The 20,162-nt window shown below is 36.1% G+C and carries 14 protein-coding genes; 9 read left to right on the top strand and 5 right to left on the bottom strand.

Annotated elements, in window-relative coordinates; all coding sequences use genetic code 11:
• Positions 1-56 precede the first annotated feature (56 nt).
• The 3 genes from MM214_RS15705 (at position 57) to MM214_RS15695 (ending at position 2,756) form a co-directional block, all read left to right on the top strand.
• On the top strand, positions 57-1,109 hold the full coding sequence (locus tag MM214_RS15705) for a sensor histidine kinase (RefSeq protein WP_241296834.1): 1,053 nt from the start codon (positions 57-59) through the stop codon (positions 1,107-1,109).
• Between the two features lie 12 nt (positions 1,110-1,121).
• The gene (locus MM214_RS15700; protein WP_241296832.1) at positions 1,122-1,859 is read left to right on the top strand and encodes a LytR/AlgR family response regulator transcription factor; all 738 of its coding nucleotides are present in this window, start codon (positions 1,122-1,124) and stop codon (positions 1,857-1,859) included.
• A 141-nt stretch (positions 1,860-2,000) separates the two neighbouring features.
• Positions 2,001-2,756 carry a LytR/AlgR family response regulator transcription factor gene (locus tag MM214_RS15695; protein ID WP_241296830.1) on the top strand — a complete coding sequence of 252 codons (756 nt, stop codon included), beginning with the start codon at positions 2,001-2,003 and terminating at the stop codon, positions 2,754-2,756.
• A 77-nt stretch (positions 2,757-2,833) separates the two neighbouring features.
• On the opposite strand, the gene MM214_RS15690 is transcribed toward MM214_RS15695, so the two are convergent.
• The 4 genes from MM214_RS15690 to MM214_RS15675 form a co-directional block, all read right to left on the bottom strand.
• On the bottom strand, positions 2,834-3,184 hold the full coding sequence (locus tag MM214_RS15690; RefSeq protein ID WP_241296828.1) for a hypothetical protein: 351 nt from the start codon (positions 3,182-3,184) through the stop codon (positions 2,834-2,836).
• Between the two features lie 283 nt (positions 3,185-3,467).
• Positions 3,468-4,814, bottom strand: coding sequence for a PhoH family protein (locus MM214_RS15685; protein ID WP_241296826.1), 1,347 nt, complete (start codon positions 4,812-4,814; stop codon positions 3,468-3,470).
• A 150-nt stretch (positions 4,815-4,964) separates the two neighbouring features.
• On the bottom strand, positions 4,965-6,119 hold the full coding sequence (locus MM214_RS15680) for a lycopene cyclase family protein (protein WP_241296824.1): 1,155 nt from the start codon (positions 6,117-6,119) through the stop codon (positions 4,965-4,967).
• A 227-nt stretch (positions 6,120-6,346) separates the two neighbouring features.
• Entirely contained in the window at positions 6,347-9,349 is a 3,003-nt protein-coding gene (locus MM214_RS15675) for a PAS domain S-box protein (RefSeq protein WP_241296822.1), read from the bottom strand.
• A gap of 441 nt (positions 9,350-9,790) precedes the next feature.
• Here MM214_RS15675 and MM214_RS15670 point away from each other — a divergent pair, with 441 nt between their 5' ends.
• The 4 genes from MM214_RS15670 to MM214_RS15655 all read left to right on the top strand — a co-directional run bounded on the left by MM214_RS15670 (position 9,791) and on the right by MM214_RS15655 (position 15,254).
• A complete protein-coding gene (locus MM214_RS15670) occupies positions 9,791-11,494 on the top strand; it encodes an amidohydrolase (protein WP_241296819.1) in 1,704 nt (567 codons plus the stop codon).
• Positions 11,495-11,964: 470 nt separating this feature from the next.
• The gene (locus tag MM214_RS15665; protein ID WP_241296817.1) at positions 11,965-13,842 is read left to right on the top strand and encodes a DUF4153 domain-containing protein; all 1,878 of its coding nucleotides are present in this window, start codon (positions 11,965-11,967) and stop codon (positions 13,840-13,842) included.
• A gap of 18 nt (positions 13,843-13,860) precedes the next feature.
• A complete protein-coding gene (locus MM214_RS15660) occupies positions 13,861-14,685 on the top strand; it encodes a hypothetical protein (protein ID WP_241296815.1) in 825 nt (274 codons plus the stop codon).
• Between the two features lie 203 nt (positions 14,686-14,888).
• On the top strand, positions 14,889-15,254 hold the full coding sequence (locus MM214_RS15655) for a DUF2200 domain-containing protein (RefSeq protein WP_241296813.1): 366 nt from the start codon (positions 14,889-14,891) through the stop codon (positions 15,252-15,254).
• A 47-nt stretch (positions 15,255-15,301) separates the two neighbouring features.
• Here the strand turns inward: MM214_RS15655 and MM214_RS15650 are convergent, their stop codons facing one another.
• The gene (locus MM214_RS15650; RefSeq protein WP_241296811.1) at positions 15,302-16,339 is read right to left on the bottom strand and encodes a DUF6090 family protein; all 1,038 of its coding nucleotides are present in this window, start codon (positions 16,337-16,339) and stop codon (positions 15,302-15,304) included.
• Between the two features lie 935 nt (positions 16,340-17,274).
• Here MM214_RS15650 and htpG point away from each other — a divergent pair.
• Both htpG and MM214_RS15640 read left to right on the top strand, forming a co-directional pair.
• Positions 17,275-19,158, top strand: coding sequence for a molecular chaperone HtpG (htpG, locus tag MM214_RS15645; RefSeq protein ID WP_241296809.1), 1,884 nt, complete (start codon positions 17,275-17,277; stop codon positions 19,156-19,158).
• Positions 19,159-19,606: 448 nt separating this feature from the next.
• Complete coding sequence (locus tag MM214_RS15640; RefSeq protein ID WP_241296807.1) at positions 19,607-20,065, top strand: Fic family protein; 459 nt, start codon at positions 19,607-19,609, stop codon at positions 20,063-20,065.
• The last annotated feature ends 97 nt before the right edge of the window (positions 20,066-20,162 follow it).

Below are 20,162 nucleotides of genomic sequence, written 5' to 3'. Positions count from 1 at the left end.
ATTTGGCATATTAGCTGGTCAAGCTTTTAGTGAGTTGATTATCTTTGGACTATACAATGAATAGAATCAAGTTATATTGGATATTGCAATTACTGGGTTGGACAGGCTTTGCGCTGATCAACCTATTTTTTGTGTCTTTAGGAAGAGGAATTTCTTCCGTGCAAGTCGGTGCATACTTTTCTTTGGCGTTGTATTATTTCATTTCTACCCACACATTGAGGTATGTGATCAAAAAGTATCATTGGTTCAATAGGAGTTTCAATCAGCTTCTTTGGAATACATTCGTAGCTTTGCTCGTTCTGGGATTGTCTAATACCATAGCCCAAATTCTCATCAATCTTGCCTATGATATCCTCATTCTAGATGAAGATTTGAGTCCTTTGGTTTTGGCGGCGAATGTCTTCGTTAGCTTTTTGTTTTATGCACTTTGGACCATGTTGTATTTTATATTTCACTTTTTGGACAATTATAATCAATCTTTGAAGTATGAGGCCAAGATCAACGAAATTCAACTCAATCACCTCAAATCTCAGCTCAACCCTCACTTTATATTTAATGCGCTCAACAGTGTGCGAGCCTTGATAGACGAAGACCCTAATAAAGCAAAATCTGCCATAACTCAATTATCTAATATCTTGAGATTCTCACTGATGATGGATAAGAAAAGGGTGATTGATTTTGAAAAGGAAATCAATACAGTAAAAGACTACCTTAACCTGGAGATGATTCGGTTTGAAGAACGGCTTAAGGTACAATATGATATAGAGCCGGAGGCATACAGCTACAGGATACCACCTATGATGCTACAGACTATCGTAGAGAATGCCATCAAGCATGGGATATCAAATCGTGTCAAGGGAGGGCTGATCATTGTGAAATGCTATGAAGGGTTGACTGATGACTTGTATATACAGGTGAAAAACAGCGGACAACTTAAGAGCCAATCATATACAAAAAAGAGAAATGGTGAAGGCAATGGTATATCCAATACAATCCAAAGATTAAAATTGATTTATGGAAGCAGGTCATCCTTCAAAATATTCAATTCAGGAGATGATTTTGTTATCACCGAAATAAAAATTCCAAAACAAAGCCTTACATTAGGTTAAAATTTCAAAGTAATGCGAGCACTTGTTATAGACGATGAACGATTAGCAAGAAAGGAGCTGATCAATTTGCTATCCCAATACGATAATGTAGAAATCGTGGGAGAAGCAAATAATGTAGATGATGCAAAAGAAAAAATTGATAACCTCCTACCAGATGTGGTATTTTTGGATATCCAAATGCCCGAAAAAACAGGGTTTGATTTGCTAGAAGAATTAGATAATGTCCCACATGTAATCTTCACTACAGCTTATGATGAATATGCCCTAAAGGCTTTTCAAGTAAATGCACTTGACTATCTTCTCAAGCCTATAGAGCCGAAGAGGCTTGGTGAAGCACTTGAGAGATTGCAGAAAAAGATTCAAGAGCAAGAGAAAAGATCAAGCTCTGATGACAAGGACACTACAGAAAAAAAACTTACCCTCAATGATCAAGTATTCGTCAAAGATGGCGACAGGTGCTGGTTTGTGAAATTGGAGAATGTAAGACTTTTCGAATCAGATGGAAATTATATCAAAGTCTACTTCGATAACAATAAGCCGATGATTCACAAATCGCTCAATGCACTAGATGAGAAGTTGGATGAAAAGTCATTTTTTAGAGCTAGCCGTAAGCATATCATTAATCTTGGCTGGGTAGAGGCCATAGAGCCTTGGTTCAATGGAGGCTTGGTAGTGACACTAAAAGGAGGAGATAGAATAGAGGTAAGTAGGCGACAAGCTGCGAGATTTAAGGACATGATGAGCCTTTAATCGAAAGTTTGTTGATATATTTTAGTAAAAAAGCAAACTATTGATTAGTAAATTTAGATTTTGTATATAGAATTAATTAATTTTGTATACAGAAAAATTGATTTGTTCCCATTAATCACTCCAAGTTTGCCTTAGACATCTATGAAAGAGGAAAGAATACTAGTCGTCGAAGACGATGTAAATATCGCAGAGAATATTGAAGAAATCCTTGAATTGCTTGGCTATGTCAATATTGATATAGCTAATTCAGCTAATCAAGCCATCAAGATCATCAAGAAATATAGACCTGATATGATCTTCATGGACATCAAGCTAAAGGGAGATAAAGACGGTATAGAGCTAGGTGAGATCCTTAGACAGATGGTAGACGCCCCGCTAGTATTCGTTACTTCTTACTCTGATCCTACGATCATCGAAAGAGCCAAAAGAATCAATCCAGCTGGATTTATCGTAAAGCCTTTCAATACAAATGATATTCATGCCATCGTCGAGATTGTTCTTTACAACAAAAGAGTAAACCCTATCTCAGATGCAGCTATCGTAAAATCAAAAGATGAAAGCCCTTATTTGGTAACTGATGCTGTATATATCAAAGCTGATAATTCGTATGAAAAAGTGCCTTATACGGATATTTTTTATGTAGAAGCAAATGGTAACATGGTCACGATATATACAAGACATAGAAACTATACCATCAGAAAATCAATGAAAGATATGGAAGAAAAATTGCCTGCTCATCTTTTCTTGAGAGTTCAGAAGTCTTTTATCGTCCAATTAGGTCAAATCGAAAGTTTCAACACCAAAGAAATATCTTTGGAGACAGGTGCAGTAGTCCAAGTGGGTAGACAATATTATAATAGCTTTTTAGCCAAGTTGAACACTATTACAGAAAGTTAATTGTGGAGATATTTAAAAAAAAGGTGAGCATCGCTCACCTTCTTTTTTATCGTTAAACCAAACAATTCTTATATGTCTTAGCTTTTCAAGTAAAATGATTGCTTGCCTGATTTGGTGATGTAATCACATTTTTCAAAAAGACCACTGAATTTTACTTTGATCTCTTCCATCTCTCCGTAGAATTCCGCAACTACATCGCCATATTTATTGATCAGCACTGCTGTAGGCTCTTCTTTCAAGGATGGTAATTCAAGGACAAGATTCGATGATTCGGGAGCATTTGACTTTGGCGTCAATGCAGTTTTTTCTGTAGTTGAATCATTTTTCAATGTTGAGGCTTGAGCATTTGCACTCCACACGATCATGATTGCCATTACTAAGCCTATGAAGGCACATACGTTTTTCTGAGTTAAGATGGAAGTTTTCATATTTTTTTGTTTTTTGCTTTTTTATATCCTGTGTCACTTTATGTCTTATCGACAATAGGGATATGCCAAAACCTGATCCAAAAAAGTTAAATCGTTGAAAATCAGAACATAAAATTGATTTCTGACCTGCTATAGTGTACGTAATCGAACAAGTATGTTTTCAATTTGATACATATTTCGATAGAATATTTCGAAAAAATGAGTTGCGCGAATCTCAAAAAAAATAGCCTAGCGAATGCATCGCTAGGCTATTTTTAATATCAAATAAAGTGTGTCTCAGAGATCAGAGTAGCTCATTGGCGAGGTTTGCCAATTCAGAACGTTCTCCCTTTTCAAGTTTGATATGAGCATATAGTGGGTGATCTTTTACCCTATCGATAAGGTAAGAAAGTCCATTACTTTGCGAATCTAGGTAGGGAGTGTCTATTTGGTATACATCTCCAGTGAATATGATCTTAGTATTCTCTCCAGCTCTAGTGATGATAGTCTTCACTTCATGAGGTGTCAGGTTCTGAGCTTCATCTACTATGAAGAATATATTGGAAAGAGATCTTCCTCTGATATAGGCTAGTGGTTGAATTACAAGTTTTTCTTGGTTGACTAGTTCAGTGATTTTTTGATATTCTTTGTCTGTTTCTTTGAATTGATTTTGGATAAATTTCAAGTTGTCCCATAGGGGTTCCATGTATGGATTGAGCTTAGATTTGATGTCTCCTGGCAAGTAGCCTATGTCTTTGTTGCTCAATGGAACGATGGGTCTTGCCAGATAGACCTGCTTGAAGTCTCTACGCTGCTCCAGAGCACCTGCCAGCGCTAGAAGAGTCTTGCCTGTGCCTGCTACACCTTGTATAGTCACCAGCTTTACTCTCGGATTAAGTATTGCATGCATGGCAAAGGTTTGTTCAGCATTTTTAGGTTTGATATTATAAAAAAGCTGCTTATCTACTCTTTCCATTGTATTCTCCTCAGCACTGAAATATGCCAAGACGGAGTTTTTTTCACTTTTCAGAATATAGTATCCATTAGATTTCACCTTTTTTCTTCCGAAAATTTTCTTGGCATCCATTGTTCTATGCTCATAGAAATCATTGATAATCTCTGGAGCAATATCGTCAATGATAAATTTACCAGTGTTTTCTAGTTCATCAATATTCTTGATTTTCCCTGTTTCATAATCTTCCGCAAAGATGTCAAGAGATTTTGCTTTTAATCGAAGGTTGATATCCTTGCTGACAAGGATGACTTTTCTTCCTTTCTCAGTTTGTTTTAAGTAAAGTGCGGCATTAAGTATTTTATGATCATTTTTTTCTTCCCCAAATATCTCGTTGGCATTGAGTGTATTGTCAGGGTTCATCAGTACCCTAAAGTTTCCCTTAGTTTTCCCATTCAAAGGAGTCCAATTATGGATCATGTTATCTTTTGATAGGTTGTCCAAAATTCGGATAAACTCTCTTGCTTCGAAGTTCTTGGTGTCATTTCCTTTTTTGAACTGATCGAGCTCTTCCAATACGGTAATCGGGATGACCACATCATGTTCTGCAAAGTTCATGATGCTGTTGTGCGCATAAAGGATGACCGATGTATCCAGCACAAAGATTTTTCGTTCTTTATTGGATTTGGCTCTTGGCATAGGTAGATGTTTTTAGTGGTTGTTAGCTTCCAATAAGGTATAAAAAATAATAGAAGGAACACCATGTCTATAGAGAAAAATTAATAGCATATTCATGAATTTGGTGCTATCGTTTTGATATTCAAAAGGATAAAATGAAGCTGTGGGTGGCTATTTGATTAAATGCTTCATGCCAGAAGTAAAGAATGGCCAAAAAGGAACACTATCTCGGATTTTGAACTCTTCCCAGAAGCCACTCTGGTTTGCTAGAAAGGCCAAAATTCGCTCTGGATCATTTTTTTGGAAAAGACTTGAAAACAAGAATTCTCCACTTACCTTTTCTTGTAATAAAACATCTACCAGCACCCTATCATACCATTCGAACATTTTTTCTCTCAGGCTAGGTATTATTACTGGAGAGTTACCTTTTTCTAGCTGACCCAACATACGTTGAATTTTAGCTTGTACAAATTGGAAGGTATATCCTGAACTTGCTTTGGTATGGCCTCCTGCTGTTCCAATATTTATAATGCGTCGTCGAGGTCCTATAGTAGTTGGAAATTTTGCAATTGACATGGGAATCACGCCATATTCCTTATGGATTATCTTAGGGGATTTCAGACCAATGTTCTCTTCGATATAGGCTTCAAGTGCTTCCTCATAAGCATTTTTGTCTAGCTCCTTTTTAGAAAACAAGGTATATTCCACGAGAGCTTCCCTATCAGAAGTAGGCAAGACATACATGAATGTAGTACCATGATGTTGGGAGAGGGTGAAATCCATAAGAGTACCTACCTCCTTATCAAATGCAGGCTTATCAGTTTGTATAAACCATCCCATGAAATGTTGTAAAATCGTATTTTCTTCCGACATAGGTGGGAAAAACAAACCCGTCGAATTGAATATATATGAGGCATAAAATACACCATGATCAGTGTGTACTATTGGTTCTCCTTCATGTTCTTTGATAGACAAGATGTTGGTGTCTAAGAATGTTACATTTTCATAAGAAGTGGCTAGCTGACGAACATAACTATAAAAATCTCCCGACTGAATCATCTTATAGCTATATTCCTTCATTTGAAAAGTCTTATTTACCGAAGGAGACAAGAATCGGAGATTTTTCCAAGATTTGACCACCAGATGTTCGAATGGCCCAGGTTGCATTTCCCAAAAACACCATGTACGATCATTTTGACTTTTGGAGCTCTTTTCCAAAACCAATATTCTTTTATTTCTCAATTTTTCACTTTTCAAAAGCCCATCTAACAAACTAAGACCTGCTAGTCCTGCGCCTGCGATGATATAATCATATCGCTTTTCCATTGATTCTTATTCTGATGTAGTTTAGTTTTTGTAGATAAAGATGGAATGAATTTCGGGTCATTTACAAAGTTCTTTGCGATTTGCTTGTTGTCGATAGACACTGTGGCTCCGGAGAAGGGATTTCTGACAAATAGGTGATCACTTGAGGATCAAGATCAATCGGTTAGATATAGTTTGCTTGTAAAGTTTCCTATTACGAAGTTTCTTATTTTTCAGATGGGATGTTTTTAATCTTTAGGAAAAGAGACTATAAAAGTCGTTCCTTCACCTACCTTGCTTTGAACATCTATGGATCCTCCCATACTTTCAATTTGGTTTTTGGTTATGAAAAGGCCGACACCTCTAGCATCTTCATGTTGGTGAAATGTTTTATACATTCCAAATAGGCTACTTCCGTATTTTTCTAAATCGATTCCTAGTCCGTTGTCTTTGAAATGAATAAAGATTCGATCATCTTTCAGGGTAGTGAAAATTTCTATTTGTGGAGATCTTTCTAGAGATCTATATTTGATAGCGTTGGTGATAAAGTTCAAGACTATGCTGTCCATGTAGGCTGGAACTGCCAAAATCGATAGCTCATCTGAAACCTCAAAGATTACTTTACATTTTGACAAGCTCAACTGAGCTGATAAGCTTTCAAGATTTTTTTGAATAATTTTTCTTAAATAGATCTGTCGCTTGTCCTTATTGTTGAGGTTTACTTGTACAACTTCCGTAAGGTCTTCTATAGTTCCCATCAAGTTTTTCGTTGCTTGATCAAGAAGGCTCAAAAGTTCGTTTCCTTGAAGTGTTGGATTTTCTCGTGTAAAAATCTCTAACAAACCATCGATACCTGAACCGTGTGACCTGAGATTATGAGATACTATGTGTGCAAAATTTCTTAATCGTTTATTTTGATCTTGTGTAATATCTAAAAGTGATTTGATATCTTTTTCTACATTTTTCAAAGATGAAATATCAGTGGCTATTCCTAAGAATCCAGTGACCTGCGACTCTTGCTTTACCGTGGTAAAGGAGAGTAGCACAGGGAAAGTAGACCCATCTTTTCTAACAAATGTCCATTCCTTTGTAAAATGATTATGCTTAATGGCAGAATGTATGAATACTTCGAAGCCATTGATTGGCAATTCGTCAGTTAATGAAAGCTCTTGTGCAGCTTCATTGATTTCTGATTGTAGATGAATCAAGGATGGGGTAGATTTTCCTATCAATTCCTCAGCTTTGTAGCCTAGCATCTTCTCAGCACCAGAGTTGAAATGTGTGATTAAGCCCTCCTGATCTGTAGCGATGATAGATACTTGGGTACTTGCATCTAGTATTGCTTGAAGGTTTCCGATTGCTTCATGAAGTTTCCTTTTTGACTCCTTTTCGATAGTAATATCTCTAATAAATGACCAGATAAGCTTCCTTCCGTTCACATCAGTTATCAAAACACCTTGTAGTGAAACTGGGTATCTGGAGCCATCTTTTCGAATATACTCCTTTTCAAAGAGCTCATATTGGCCCTTTGTCCTCATTTGATAAAGTACATGATGTTCTAGCTCTTGGTACTCTATAGGAGTCACATCCCAATAGCTCAAAGAAAGAAATTCCTCTTTTGTATATCCTGTAGGTTCGAGAAGCTTTTGGTTGATATCTAGGAATTTGCCTGTCTCGTAATCATTCAAAGCGATACCAATTGGAGATAAGTTGTACAGTGCCTCTAGGATATTTTTATTGTATAGTAGTTCATGCTCTGCATTTTTCCTTTTGGTGATTTCTATGAAAGTACCATACATTTTCAATGCCCTTGAGGATTCACTCCAAGCTGAAATTTTGCCTCTCACATTTACCCAGATCCAATACCCTGACTTATGTTTTAGTCGCATTTCTAGCTCAAAAAGATTCAATTCTTTTTTAAAGTTTTTGACGATCATCTTATAAGCAAGTGGCAGGTCGTCCTCATGCACGAACTTGGACCAGTGCTTAAATGGAATTGCTTGCAACTCTTCTTGAGAGTATCCCAACAAATCTGCAAACTTGTCATTGATGATAACATGATCTGATTCGATATCCCATTCATAAGTTCCTGCTTGAGTGCCTTCGAGCACAGCCTTGTATCGATTTCTTGTTTCTATGATTTCTTGTATAGCTCTACCCTCAGGTATTACATAGACCACATTGTTATAGTCGTCAAATATCGGTTTTAAAGAAAAAAGAATTGAAATAGCAGTCTTACCAGCCACCCAAACTTCTACCTCATATTCGACAGATTTTCCAGAAAGAGCAATTTGAAAATTTCTTTTTAGTTCTTCTTGAGTTTGAGTCGATATTTGCCACCAATAACAATCCCAAAAGTACTTCCCAATCACATCATCATGCGTGATACCGGCCATTTTTACTGCTGTATCATTTGCTTCTAACAAAACACCATCAGTATTCAAAAACCCAATAAAGGCAAATGTGGAGTTAAAAATGCCCTTGAATTTCAGCTCTTGCTCTTTGATCTCTGTGATGTCTTGAAAACTGCCAATGAGTTTATTACCTATCTTACTACCAGTAGCTTTTACCCATTTCTGATTTTGCAGGGCTGTGATCAAGATGCATTCTAAGTTGAAAGATATATCCTCTTTGATGCAGTTTTCTATGGCTTTGTATATAATGGATCTATAATCTGGGTGATAAAACTCGATGCCATTGTACATGTTGTGGTCAAAACCTCTCGGTATTTCATGAATGGCATATACCGTTTCGCTCCAAGTTGTATTTCCAGTCCCTATGTCTAATTCCCAGACACCAGTATTGGTGTCTTCAAATATCAATTGGCTTTTTATTTCCTGTTCCTTTTGCTTTGTAAGATTAGAGAAAAATCCTATTGCCCGGTAATGATCCCCATTCGGCTCTGATATGATGCTTCCTTGGCATCTATACCAACAGGTATGGCCATCTTGATGTCTGAATCGTACAGTTTGATCGAATGAGGATCTTTTTCTATTTAAATAATCGATAAATGCATTGCTTGAAGCTTCTAGGTCTTTTTGAAAGATTATTCCATTCCAAGTTACTCTGTCAAGAGGACTTTCATAGCCTAAGTTCAAGCGCATTTTTTCATTAATCCAAATTTCTTCTGGATGGTGTATGTCCCAAAACCAAATGTTCTGAAAACACATTTCAGTCAAAAAATCTAGAACCTGATCATTGTTTTTGATCTGCTTACATAGTTCTTCAATATGATTTAAACTCTTTTCCATCTTAACAATCCCTGTTATGACAATCTCCTTCTAGACTCCAATTTTAAATTTAACTCGATAGCAATGGGTGAATATCAATGAATTTCTTGTGATGAAAACACTAAATAATTCGCATTGTTTTTTTGAATTCCGTGAACAGCTGTCTCTCGATTGAATTGAGCTTGGTTTACAATTTTTACAAACTTTTCAAGAATAAGTATAAAATGCTGAAATGATAAAGTGAGCAACATTTTATGTATTTTGAATTCAATTGTTCCTTTTTCTATTTGGATTCATGCTCAATATAGGCTCAAATTCTAAAAATATCAAAATGGATTTTTACTATAATTTAAGTTTTTTGATTTTTAATTAAACTTTATAATGATCTTTTAAAGACCAATTACAGGAAAGGCTATTCTTCCAAGCTAGATTTTTCCTAGATTTGACCGAGACATTATATTTATGAAAAAGATTATACTATTCAGCGTATTGATAGGGCTGCTTTCAGCCTGTAGTTCCCATGAAGAACGTGCAGATAAGATATTTTACAATGGAAAAATCTATACAGTAGAAAAAGATCAACCTACAGTGGAGGCTATTGCGATCAAAGATGGCCTGATCATCGCCATGGGCTCTTTGGAAGATGTAGAAAAATCTATAAGCAAAAGCACAGAGAGAATAGATCTAGGTGGTAAGACAATGACTCCTGGGTTGATTGAATCTCATGCTCATTTGATGGGAATTGGTTATAATAAATTGGAGATAGATCTGATGTATGTCAAAACCTATGATGAGCTGGTAGAAAAAGTAGCCGAAGCGGCCAAAAATGTGGAGCCAGGAGAGTGGATCACAGGAAGAGGCTGGCATCAAGACAAGTGGATAGAAATGCCAGATAAAACTGTAGGGGGATTTCAGACTCATGATGAGCTTAGCAAAGTTACTCCTGATAATCCAGTGTATTTGGCTCATGCCTCAGGTCATGCCTCATTTGTCAACCAAAAGGCAATGGAAATGGCTGGTATCACTACTTTGGGTAATGAAAAGCCTGTTCGAGTAGTAGAAGGAGGCGAGATTATTCTTGATGAGGTAGGGAATCCTACGGGTGTTTTGGTAGAGAGAGCATCTGGCTTAGTGAGTAGTTTAGTACCGAAAGATACTCCTGAGCGGGCAGAAAAAGCTCTTGAATTGGCTTTGGAAGAATTGGCATCGAAAGGCATCACTTCTTTCCATGATGCAGGAAGTGGTCAAGAGGTAATTGATCTCTTGGAGAGATTCAAGCGTGAAGGAAAACTGACAGCAAGGATGTATGTGATGCTTTCAGGTAGAATGCCAGAATTGCTCGAAACATGGTATCAAAGAGGGCCAATGATAGATTCAGACCACATGGTCACAGTAAGATCGATCAAATTGAACATGGATGGGGCTCTCGGACCTTGGGGAGCATGGCTATTGGAAGATTATGAAGATAAGCCTGGACATAGAGGGCATGAGACCATGCCGATCAATCTAGTAAGTCAGGTTGCTGAAAAAGGCTTAGAGCTAGGATTTCAAGTGAATGCTCATGCCATTGGAGACCGTACAAACAGAGAAGTCTTGGATAGGTTTGAGGCAGCTTTTGCGAAGTTTCCAAAGGAGAAAAATCACCGCTTTCGTATCGAACATGCTCAGCATCTTCACCCAGATGATATCAGCAGGTTTGGAGAGCTTGGAGTCATTGCTGCTATACAAGCGATTCATTTGAGTTCTGACAGGCCTTGGGCTATAGGCAGGCTAGGAGCCAAAAGGATCAAAGATGGAGCTTATGTATGGCAAAAACTCCTTGGGTCGGGTGCAGTACTATCTAATGGGACTGATGCACCTGTGGAGCCTTTGGATCCAATCCCTTCTTTTTATGCTTCTGTAAGTAGAAAAACACTCAAAATGACTCCTGAAGGAGGTTATGAACCAGATCAAAAATTGACTAGAATGCAGGCTTTGGAATCTTACACACTTTCAGGGGCTTTTGCTGAATTTGAGGAAGATTTTAAAGGATCACTTAAAGTCGGAAAAGCAGCCGATTTTACGATCTTCGATCAAGATATTATGGAGATTCCTGAAAATGAGCTACTCAATGTGAAGGTGGTAATGACTGTAGTAGGAGGTAAGATAGTGTATCAGAGAGAGTAATGGCAGGAAGCTAGAAACGAGAGATTAGAAACGAGAAACGAGAAACGAGAAGCGAGAAACAAGAGACAAGAAACAAGAAACAAGAAACAAGAAACAAGAAACAAGAGACAAGAGACAAGAGACAAGAAACAAGGAAATATGATGAAGAAACAAGATGCCAGTGACGATAGACTAGAAACAAGAGCGAGGTGCAATTTCAAAGAACCAAACACATTCCATCTAAAGTCTCACCTCTTTTATCTTGCATATTCAAAACTTATTGTTTTCGTGATTTTGTCGGCAACGAGACAGGTTTAGGACTACAAAATGAGGAATTTGGGAAAAATAGGAGAAGTGAGTGATTTGAAATTGGAATGTAACCTGAATCTCGTTACTTTTTGCATGGTTCAAGCTTACTAACTCAGAATTCTGGTTATTCATCTCAATGATTTTTTGTAAAAGATCGAAAATATTGTTTTAAATTCCCTCTTATGAATAGAATCAAATCTTTGTTTGTCCAATCAGAAAAAGTGTGGGTTTCTTATCCTTTCACACTTTTGTGTGCATTGCTGGCTACTGTTTCGGCAATTTTTGCTTTTGAGCTCGAAGAGTTTAGGAGGGGGAGTACTTTAATACAAGATCATCCATTTTTAGTAGTGATACCATTTGTTAAGTTGTACATGATTTTTACATTGGGGATTTCTTTATTTTTTGCAGTGGAAATTATCAAGCAATTCAGACCTTGGAAATGGCTACCTTTAGTTGGAGTGGTGTTATTATTTACTTATTTTTTGATTTTTCCAGATGATGTTAAAATCTGGTCTAGTGTGGAGGTGACAAATTTTGTCGTGATTTTTTTATTACACCATCTGGCAGTTTCATTTTTACCTTTTCTTCTACTAAAAAGAGATGAAATTTCTTTTTGGAGTTATAATAAGACACTTTTTGGAAATTTGGCTCAGACGATTTTGTTTGTAGGAGTACTTACTGGCGGTCTTTTACTTGCTATTGCAGCTATTGGAAATTTATTTAACATCAAAAGTTACTTAGAGAAGTATTACCTATATGTAGGCCTTGTTTCTAGTGTGTTTGGATCTGCTTTTGTCTTCCTTTTGTTTTGTAAAGATGGCTTTGAAAGTATGATTAAGGATTCTAAAGTGCCTTCCGTACAGCGCTTTTTTGTTCAGTATATTCTGATTCCTCTTATCCTTATCTATGGGTTGATTTTGTATGCCTATATGGCAAAGATAGTATTACTTTGGTCACTTCCTCAAGGCTGGGTAAGCTACATGGTAATAGCTTATGCCGTATTAGGTTTTGTGGCTATCTTGTTGATTTACCCCTTATTTTCTGGTACAAGCAAGCCGTGGGTTCGAATTTTCGACCGGACATTTTTCTACACGATGATACCTGTTTTGGTGTTATTATTTGTTGCAATTTTATTCAGGATTTTTGAATATGGTATCACACCTAATAGGTATTTTGTCTTCATATTAGCCTTGTGGATAGCAGGTGTGAGTTTATATTTTATTTTCTTCAAAAACTCCAAAATCTTTGTTATACCAGTTACTTTATTCGTGCTTGGTTTTTTCAGTATCTCACTTCCTTATTTCAATGCATACAGCGTCTCCAAAAGAAGCCAAATGCAACAGTTTTTGATATTATTGGACGAATTTGGACTATATCAAAATAGTTATATTCAAGTAGATAAACCTATCAAGCGCTCAGATTTGAGACGATTAGGAGATATAGCGAAGTTTCTGGCCAGACATCAAGAGATGGATTTTGTTAAGAATTTGATAGAATCTCCCGATTCACTTTCTTTCCAAGACCCACAGGATTTTTATGATTGGAATTTTACAAAGCATTTCACGAATATAGAAGAAGACAATTATAATCGTGATGTCTATGAGTTTCTGATTACCAAAGTGGATGATGAGCGAAATGCTTTTCATGATGTGAGAAATGTTGACTATTATCTTACTTCTGATAAAGTTTATGCAGGAAGTAGAATGAAACTCAATGATGTGATTCTTTCCATAGAGCAGAATCTATGGGATAAAAATGAAAAGAGAAAAATGATTTTTAAGCTTGAAAGTGAAAGCAGAGAGCACATAGATAGCTATGATTTGATTTCATTTCTAAAATCTAAATTTGAATTGAAAAATGATGTTGATTATGAAATCATGCAACCATCTTCCGAACTTCGAACTACATTTAAACTGGGAGCTTACGAGTTTACAATAGATTTTGAAGAGATCCGATTTGCCAATTATTATGCCGATAGCGTCAATGATAACGTCTGGAGTTTTGAGAATGTATCCATATTTTTGAGATACAATATTTTGGTGAGGATGAATGATAACTAATATGAAACTATGAGAAAGATGATTTTTATTTTGACTTTTATAGCATCTATCTTATTTATAGTTACATATCCAGGTATTTTGAATTATTTTGGTAGTCAAAAATGGAACAAAAAATATAGATATCTTCATGAGATTGAGCAAGTAGAAGGTTATAAAATCATTCGGCTAACAGACAAAAGATTGGAGGAGTTTTTAGAATCTTACTTTTATTCCCAAGAAGAAAATGATACATTTTTAAATGCTACAGGTGTATATCGAAGTGACTTAAGAAGTGAAGTATTGTATCACGCGACCAAGGGTACTTTTTGGATCAAAATACTTGATGAAGTAGATGATATGGAATATCCAGTAGACCAAACTAGTGAGGATGCCTATACCTCAATGAAGAAAACTGTCTATGAATGGATTGAATTTGATTATTTGGGGGGCATTATCAGTAAGGATAGCATAAATTTTAATCTTCAAGAAAGTGAGTTTCAAATTATCAAGCCTCCGTATCCGTTTTTTGACATTAGAGATTTGTCTCCTGATTTATATTTGAAACATTTTGCCAAAGAAAAATTTATTTGGAGTTGGTTTCTTCCAAATTTTAACCCAACAGGGTATGGACCACCAAAATGGATAGGAAAGGCTTACCTCACTATTGAATTAGAAAAAGGGGCTTTGACTTACAAAAAAAATGCAAATGACTATGGAGATAATAATTTTAAATTTGAAATTAGTTACTATAAAATTCCTAGAGAATTAACAGGAGGTAAAGAGGTTGTACTCGTTAATCAAGGGGAAGGATTTGCTAGAAATAATAAAGAGAGTCAGGGATTTTATGTAATAGTAGAAAAATAATGTTATCTGATTATACGCTTTTTTGCCAGTAACTTCAATTCATTGGCTCAACAGGTTGTTAATGGTCAAAATCCGTAAGTATCCAATATCAATTTATATCGGAAGTTAGATAAATCGGAATTTTGTAATGTTATTGGCAAAGTTCCGTATATCCATATAATGTTATTATACCTTAGTAAGTCTAGAACAAAATCAAATAGATTATGATCCCTACTCGAGAGCACAACGAAAGAATGGCAAAAATGACCTTTGCATCGGTCTATCCACACTATGTCACTAAGGTGGAGAAAAAAGCAAGAACCAAAGAAGAGCTTCATGAGGTAATCACTTGGCTGACTGGATTTGATGACAATAAGATTCAGACTATGATCGATGAAAAGGTAACTTTTGAGGAGTTTTTTGCGCAAGCCAAGCTACATCCGAATGCCGAATTGATCACAGGGACCATTTGCGGCTACAAGATCCAAGAGATCGATAATCCACTCACCAAACAAGTCCGATTTCTTGATAAGCTTGTCGATGAACTAGCCAAAGGTAAGAAGATGGAGAAGATATTGAGGAACGCTTAATCCCAAAATATGCATTAGAATTTGTTGATCTATGAAGGAGTACCTGCTTATTTCGAAAAATTATCGACCTCGGTTGTGTCAATCAGTTTTTCTAACTTATACCTTTCCCTGCTTTTTGGAAGTACCATGCTCCAGGTTTTGTCTTCTTTTTTCAATTTGATGATAAAATGAACATTAAGCTCGTCATTGAAAAATAAAGTGGAATCATTGATCTTAGCCAGTGCTATACTCTTATCATACCCATTGTAAAAACTGCTATTTTCTTTGAATAAAAGCTGATTTTCCTTCCTTATCAATTCAATACTCGTCGAATCTTCCTTAAAAATATAGGTTCCCAAAAATGGTTCATCCTCTAAAGCAAGTAAAAAGTTTTTTGGTGAATTAGTTTGTAAGATGGAGTCAATTTTCAAGTAATTTTCAATGCCTCGTGACCTGTAACCCCGCACCATTTTAATGAAATTATCATCCAAGGTCTTGTAGTTATACAAATCAGATTTGTACCTAGGATTATTTGCAACAAATGATAGCCATACATCATCCGAGATAATTTCGAATAGATCAAGATACTCTTTTCTTTTTTCATAGGCTTGTGTTTTTAGGATTCCCTGCACTTCCATAATGTAATCATACCAATTGACATACTGGGCACTTAGGGAAAATATCAAGTCAATGTTTTTGGAAGGCACGATCTCTTGATTTTGTAAAAGTGTACCAAAGATAGATTTATTTGCTTTGAAGCCAGAGTATGACAAATGTGGGTAAAAATCGGCTCCTTTTATCTTTTTAATACTGTCCAATGAGGCATCAAGAAAATAGTTTGCTGCAATGGTCGAGTCCCTTTTAGCATGCTCTTTGATCGAATAGTCGCAGGTTGAAATATCTAGTTCAATTTCACGCTGTAGATTTTCCAAAATTAAATGAAACCGACGTTCATTTGATTTTTTTTGATTGTAATTGTTTATTTGTAAGGCTAATAGAATCCCAACAATTACAAGAAAGATCTCACCAAAGGCATATGTTAAATAATTCCAAAATTTCCCTTTTTGAATAAATCCTCTTCTTAGATTTTTAAAAATATTAATCATATAGTTTGCTTTATTACAATAAGCTTTAGAAAAATAGGTTAATAATTTTATAAAAAAAACTTCCTTCTTTTTTTATAAAATGATATACATGGAGATGTAGTGAAATAAATAGAAATTTGGCAAGCCAATAATATAATATATCGGAGATTTTATTGGATATTGGGATACTTTATAAGAAATTGATATACATGGAAATATTGTAGAAATAAGGTGGAAATACCTTGAAGTATTTGAGCGAGGAAATTCTTTTGAATTTATCCCAAATCTATTGCCTTAAAGACCTAATTTAGTTGATCTATGAAAAGTAGAATTATGGATTTCTTAAAAACTAATGCACTTATTTAATTTCAATTTTAAATTATTTATATCATATTTTAATTGTTTATCATTAGTATCAACTTATATCACAAAGTAAATATCTACGAATATCATCAAAAGCTAATATGCACTGAGATCTTGATATTTCGCCGAACCAGTCAACCGATAGGAAGAGGCATATTTCTATTATATTTCACAAAGTATATTTCAATCGTATTTCCTCCATCATTCAACTAAACTCCCCAAATATCAATCAGTATCACAAAGTAAATATCCAAGAGTATCTTTTATTCCATACTTCAATATATTTTCGCCATACCTGACTATCGATAGGAAGAGGCATATTTCTATTATATTTCACAAAGTATATTTCAATCGTATTTCCTCCATCATTCAACTAAACTCCCCAAATATCAATCAGTATCACGAAGTAAATATCCAAGAGTATCTTTTATTCCATGTTTCAATAATATTTCACCGAAGGTATATATCTACATATTTCACGTAGTATATTTCTTTTTAAACTGCCAAAATGACATTTTTCATCCTTTGGAACAGGCATTGATAAAGCTGTATTGTCAAATTTGTTTCTAACAATTTAAAAATTCAATATAGCTATGCAGGAAAAAGGAACCATCTCGATCCATACAGAGAATATTTTCCCGATTATCAAGAAGTTCTTATACTCTGACAATGAAATTTTTCTCCGCGAGTTAGTATCCAATGCGGTAGATGCTACCCAAAAAATCAAAAGATTGGCTACATTAGGCCAATACACGGGAGAACTTGGAGATACTACTGTGGAAGTGTCTTTTGATAAAGACAAAAAGACCATCACCATCTCCGATCGTGGCCTTGGAATGACAGCTGAAGAGATCAAGAAGTATATCAATCAGATTGCTTTCTCTGGTGCTACAGAATTCGTTGAGAAATTCAAAGATGCCAAAGATGCCAATGAGATCATTGGAAAGTTCGGTTTGGGTTTTTACTCAGCTTTTATGGTCGCTCATACGGTGGAGATCAATTCCCTTTCTTACCAAGAAGGCGCCGAACCAGCAAAGTGGACTTGTGATGGAAGTACCACTTTTGAGATTGCTGAAGGTAGCAGAACAGAAAGAGGTACAGACATCATCCTTCATATCAATGAAGAGTCTGAGGAGTTCCTAGACAAGTGGAAGCTTCAAGGCATTTTGGATAAGTACTGTAAGTTCCTACCTGTTTCGATCAAGTTTGGAACAAAAACAGAAAGCGTAGAAGATGGGGAAGATGAAGAGGGCAAGAAAAAGTGGAAGTCGGTAGAAGTAGATAACATTATCAATACCACCTCTCCGATCTGGACCAAGTCACCAAGCGACTTAAAAGATGAGGATTACCTTGCATTCTATAAGGAACTCTATCCAATGAGTGAAGACCCGCTTTTCTGGATTCACCTGAATGTGGACTATCCATTCAACTTGACAGGTGTGCTATATTTCCCGAAAGTGAAAAATGACTTCGACTTTCAGAAGAACAAAATCAAGCTTTTCAGCAGGCAGGTATTTATCACAGACGAAGTAAAGGACATTGTGCCTGAGTTCTTGATGCTCTTGCATGGGGTGATTGATTCTCCAGATATTCCTCTGAACGTATCTAGAAGCTTCCTACAAGCGGATGGTAATGTGAAGAAAATCAACAACTATATCACCAAAAAAGTAGCTGATAAATTGGCTGAACTTTACAAAAAGGACAGAAAAGTCTATGAGGAGAAATGGAATGATATAGGGCTGTTTGTAAAGTACGGAATGATCTCTGAGGAGAAATTTGCTGAAAAGGGTAAAGATTTCGTCTTGTTGAAAAATACCAAGGGAGAGTTCTATACCTTGCCAGAATACAAGGAAAAAGTACAAGCTACTCAAAAGGACAAAAACGATCAGACCATCTACCTATACGCTACGGATGTCAATAAGCAAGATGCTTTCATTCAGTCAGCAAACAAGAAGGATTATGATGTCTTGGTGATGGATTCACCTATCGATAGTCACTTTATCCAGCACTTGGAAGGTAAAGAGGAGAAAACACAACTGAAGCGTGTGGATGCCGATGTGGTAGAAAAGCTGATCCAAAAAGATGATGCATATGCCAATCTTCTATCTGAAGAGCAATCTACCAAAGTGAAGGAAATCTTTGAAAAGGCGATCGACAACAAATCTTACAGTGTGGAAATCGAAGGCTTAAACCCTGAAGAGCTTCCTGTGACTGTAACAATGGATGAGTTCATGCGCAGAATGAAAGACATGGCAGCCACTGGTGGAGGAATGGGCTTCTACGGTTCACTACCTGACAGCTACAAAGTAGCCATCAACGGTAACCATGGGGTGATTGACAAAATCCTCAAAGCAGATAGCGAAGAAGAGCAGACCAAGTTGGCGAAGCAGGCTTTTGACCTGGCACTACTTGCTCAAGGCTTGCTTACAGGTAAGGACTTGACGGCATTTGTGCAACGTTCTGTTGGGATGATTTAAATACCAAACCTTTGGGGTCTTTTTCAGACCCCGAAGGTTTTCAATCTAAATTCCAAAGCCCCGAGAATTCCTTGAATGGGTGTTTTCGGGGTTTTCTTTTTCTCGCAAAGACCGCAAAGGCGCAAAAGACGCTAAGATTAAATTAATAGAACCTTCGGTTTACTATGGTGGATCGGAGGTTTTTCTTTTAGAGATTCTGTGAAGTTAGTTGGAGTTTTTTGCACGCAGAGGCGCAGGGAAGGGTTGAGGTTTGGAGATCTTGGAAATGGCTATTGGAAATATTTCTTAGGGACTTTTTTGACGAGTTTGCATGGTGTTGAGGCTTAGATCTAAAACTTAAATGTCTTTCTACTCTTTATCACAGCTTTTTTATTATGATTCAAGTTTTCAGAAATCGAGTTCATGATATTTTATTACCTTTGATACTATCATTTGATACTATCAAAAAATGAAACCACCTTACGAAATGGAGTTTATTCATCCATTTATGGATGGAAATGGTAGAATGGGTAGGCTATGGCAAACGACCATTTTGATGAATGAATATCCACTGTTTGAATTCTTGCCATTTGAGAGTCTTATTGCCAAGAATCAAAAGGCATATTATATGGCATTATCTGCAAGTGACAAAGAAGGTAAATCAACCAAATTTATAGAATACATGTTGGCCGTGATTGAAAGTTCCTTGAATGAACTTCTTGAAGAAAGTTCAAGAAAATTGACAGATGTCGAGAGGCTTGAGGTGTTTTTGGAGCAAATCGATGATTCATTTACTAGGAAGGATTACCTAAAATTTCACAATATACTTTCTACGGCTACAGCAAGTAGAGATTTGAAATGTGGGGTGGAGCTTGGTTTGATCAATAAAACAGGAGATAAAAAAACTACCCGATATGAAAAGAACTAAACGTCTCAACTCTAGATAAAATTTTTCATAAGCTTTGTCGTCTTGCTAGTTGATTTTCATCTAATTTTTCATTTACTTAACGACACATTATTTAATA

Origin of the sequence: Belliella kenyensis, from assembly GCF_022549675.1 — a bacterium.
Lineage (GTDB): Bacteria > Bacteroidota > Bacteroidia > Cytophagales > Cyclobacteriaceae > Belliella > Belliella kenyensis.
Note: the sequence above shows the minus strand (reverse complement) of the source record. Positions and strands in the feature narration are given on the sequence as shown.

Excerpts from the sequence above, each read along its gene's own strand:
- MM214_RS15700 (WP_241296832.1), top strand. The coding sequence starts at position 1,122 with ATGCGAGCACTTGTTATAGACGATGAACGATTAGCAAGAAAGGAGCTG.
- MM214_RS15660 (WP_241296815.1), top strand. The coding sequence starts at position 13,861 with ATGATTTTTATTTTGACTTTTATAGCATCTATCTTATTTATAGTTACA.
- MM214_RS15670 (WP_241296819.1), top strand. The coding sequence starts at position 9,791 with ATGAAAAAGATTATACTATTCAGCGTATTGATAGGGCTGCTTTCAGCC.
- MM214_RS15640 (WP_241296807.1), top strand. The coding sequence starts at position 19,607 with ATGAAACCACCTTACGAAATGGAGTTTATTCATCCATTTATGGATGGA.
- htpG (WP_241296809.1), top strand. The coding sequence starts at position 17,275 with ATGCAGGAAAAAGGAACCATCTCGATCCATACAGAGAATATTTTCCCG.
- MM214_RS15705 (WP_241296834.1), top strand. The coding sequence starts at position 57 with ATGAATAGAATCAAGTTATATTGGATATTGCAATTACTGGGTTGGACA.
- MM214_RS15695 (WP_241296830.1), top strand. The coding sequence starts at position 2,001 with ATGAAAGAGGAAAGAATACTAGTCGTCGAAGACGATGTAAATATCGCA.
- MM214_RS15655 (WP_241296813.1), top strand. The coding sequence starts at position 14,889 with ATGATCCCTACTCGAGAGCACAACGAAAGAATGGCAAAAATGACCTTT.
- MM214_RS15650 (WP_241296811.1), bottom strand. The coding sequence starts at position 16,339 with ATGATTAATATTTTTAAAAATCTAAGAAGAGGATTTATTCAAAAAGGG.
- MM214_RS15685 (WP_241296826.1), bottom strand. The coding sequence starts at position 4,814 with ATGCCAAGAGCCAAATCCAATAAAGAACGAAAAATCTTTGTGCTGGAT.
- MM214_RS15680 (WP_241296824.1), bottom strand. The coding sequence starts at position 6,119 with ATGGAAAAGCGATATGATTATATCATCGCAGGCGCAGGACTAGCAGGT.
- MM214_RS15675 (WP_241296822.1), bottom strand. The coding sequence starts at position 9,349 with ATGGAAAAGAGTTTAAATCATATTGAAGAACTATGTAAGCAGATCAAA.
- MM214_RS15690 (WP_241296828.1), bottom strand. The coding sequence starts at position 3,184 with ATGAAAACTTCCATCTTAACTCAGAAAAACGTATGTGCCTTCATAGGC.
- MM214_RS15665 (WP_241296817.1), top strand. The coding sequence starts at position 11,965 with ATGAATAGAATCAAATCTTTGTTTGTCCAATCAGAAAAAGTGTGGGTT.